At 51.8% G+C, this 2,154-nt stretch carries 1 protein-coding gene; it reads left to right on the top strand.

The annotated features are described in order from the left end of the window. Positions 1–240 precede the first annotated feature (240 nt). Positions 241–2,049, top strand: coding sequence for an acyl-CoA dehydrogenase C-terminal domain-containing protein (locus tag I9W95_RS09565; protein ID WP_225674250.1), 1,809 nt, complete (start codon positions 241–243; stop codon positions 2,047–2,049). The last annotated feature ends 105 nt before the right edge of the window (positions 2,050–2,154 follow it).

Genomic DNA, 2,154 nt, shown 5'->3' with positions numbered 1-2,154 from the left:
GAGAGGGGTAAGGCCCCTCTATGAGGACAAGGGGCCCGGAATATCCCACAAAAGTTCAAATGAAAATTTGTGGGACACTAGTGCCGCATATGCGGGCTTTTTTATTGTCTGGCGCAAAGCCTGTGACTTACCCAAGTGACATTTCTGCGGGGGCCTCATGGCCAATGGCCTGCGCACGGACTATTGCCACAATCACTGCCGTTATGACCATTGTTTTCGTGTCATGTTTGAGGAAGTGAAATGATTCAGTACAAAGCGCCATTAAAAGATATCCAGTTTCTGGTTAACGAAGTTTTCGATTTTCAGGCTCATTACAAGCAAATTCCCGGCGGCGAAGAAGCAACGCCGGAAATGGTTGATGCCATTCTGACTGAAGCAGCGCGCTTCAGCGAAGAAGTGGTCTCTCCGCTGTACCAGTCCGGTGATGACGGCTGTGTATGGAACGATGGTGAAGTCACAACGCCAAAGGGCTTCAAGGAAGCCTACGGCCAGTACGTTGAAGGTGGCTGGCAGGGTATGTCAGCTCCGGTTGAATACGGTGGTCAGGGCCTGCCTCTGTCGCTGGGTGTGATTAAGTCCGAAATGATCGGTACCGCCAACTGGGTATGGGGTATGTATCCTGGCTTGTCGCTGGGGGCGATGAACACGATCTACATGCACGGTACAGAAGAACAGAAACAGACCTATCTGGTGCCTCTGACTGAAGGTCGCTGGACCGGCACTATGTGTCTGACCGAACCGCAGTGTGGTACTGACCTGGGCCAGGTGAAAACCAAGGCTGAGCCAAATGGCGACGGCAGCTACAACCTGACAGGAACCAAGATCTTTATTTCTTCCGGTGAACACGACCTGACCGAACAGATTGTGCATATTGTACTGGCGCGTCTGCCAGGGGCGCCGGAAGGCACCAAAGGTATTTCCCTGTTTATCGTGCCTAAGTTCAATGTGAACGCAGATGGCTCTCTGGGTGATCGAAACCCGGTGAGCTGTGGTTCTATCGAAGAAAAAATGGGTATCCACGGTTCTTCCACCTGTGTGATGAACTTCGATGGTGCCAAAGGCTTCCTGATTGGCCCGGAAAATAAAGGCCTGATGTGCATGTTCACCTTTATGAACACCGCACGTATCGGTACCTCTATTCAGGGTGTTGGTGCTGCCGAACTGTCGTTCCAGGGGGCACTGCCATACGCAAAAGAGCGTCGTTCCATGCGTTCCCTGAGTGGCACCAAGCATCCGGATAAAGCTGCTGACTCTCTGATGGTGCATCCGGATGTACGCCGTATGCTGCTGACCCAGAAAGCCATCGCTGAAGGTGGTCGCGCGATGCTGTATCACGCCGCGCGCCTGGCTGACCATATGATGGCAGCGCACAGCAACGGAGATAAAGCTGGTTACGAAGCCTTTGACGATAAGCTGGGCTTCCTGACCCCGATTCTGAAAGCTTTCCTGACCGAACTGGGTTATGAAGCGGCCAACCATGGTGTGCAGGTTTACGGCGGTCATGGCTTTATCAAAGAGTGGGGCATGGAGCAGATCATCCGTGATACGCAGATCGCCAAACTGTATGAAGGCACCACCGGCGTTCAGGCGCTGGATCTGCTCGGCCGTAAAATTCTGCTGGGCAAACTGAAGTCATTTAATGAATTCCGTGCCGAAGTGACTGAGTTTATTAAAACTCACGAAAACCGTAGTGAAATGAAGCCGCTGATCAAGCAGCTGAAGAACTACATGCTGCGCTGGAGAATCGGTACTTACCGCGTTGCCTTCAAAGCCGCCAAGGACCGCGATATGGTGGGTTCGGCATCGGTTGATTATCTGATGATGTCTGGCTACATCGTGATGGCATTCTTCTGGGCGAAGATGGCTGACAAAGCCTGGACTGCTATTAAAAAGGGCGAGGGTGATCGTAATTTCTACCGCGCTAAAGTCCAGACAGCAGAGTTCTACTATGACCGTTTGCTGCCTCGTGCACGTTCGCACAGCAAAACTATGCTGAAGTCACCGCGAACTCTGATGCAGATGGAAGAAGATCACTTCCACTTCCTGTAACAGAAAAAAAGCGGGCATTGCCCACTGCTGTCCCACAAATTTTTATTTGAACTTTTGTGAGATATTCCAGGCCCCTTGTCCTCATAGAGGGGCCTTCCGAAACGT

This window comes from Thalassolituus marinus (genome assembly GCF_020320395.1).
Taxonomy (GTDB): Bacteria; Pseudomonadota; Gammaproteobacteria; order Pseudomonadales; family Oceanobacteraceae; genus Venatoribacter; species Venatoribacter marinus.
The sequence above is the reverse complement of the archived record's forward strand: the minus strand, read 5'-3'. Positions and strand labels throughout refer to the sequence as shown.

Excerpts from the sequence above, each read along its gene's own strand:
- I9W95_RS09565 (WP_225674250.1), top strand. The coding sequence starts at position 241 with ATGATTCAGTACAAAGCGCCATTAAAAGATATCCAGTTTCTGGTTAAC.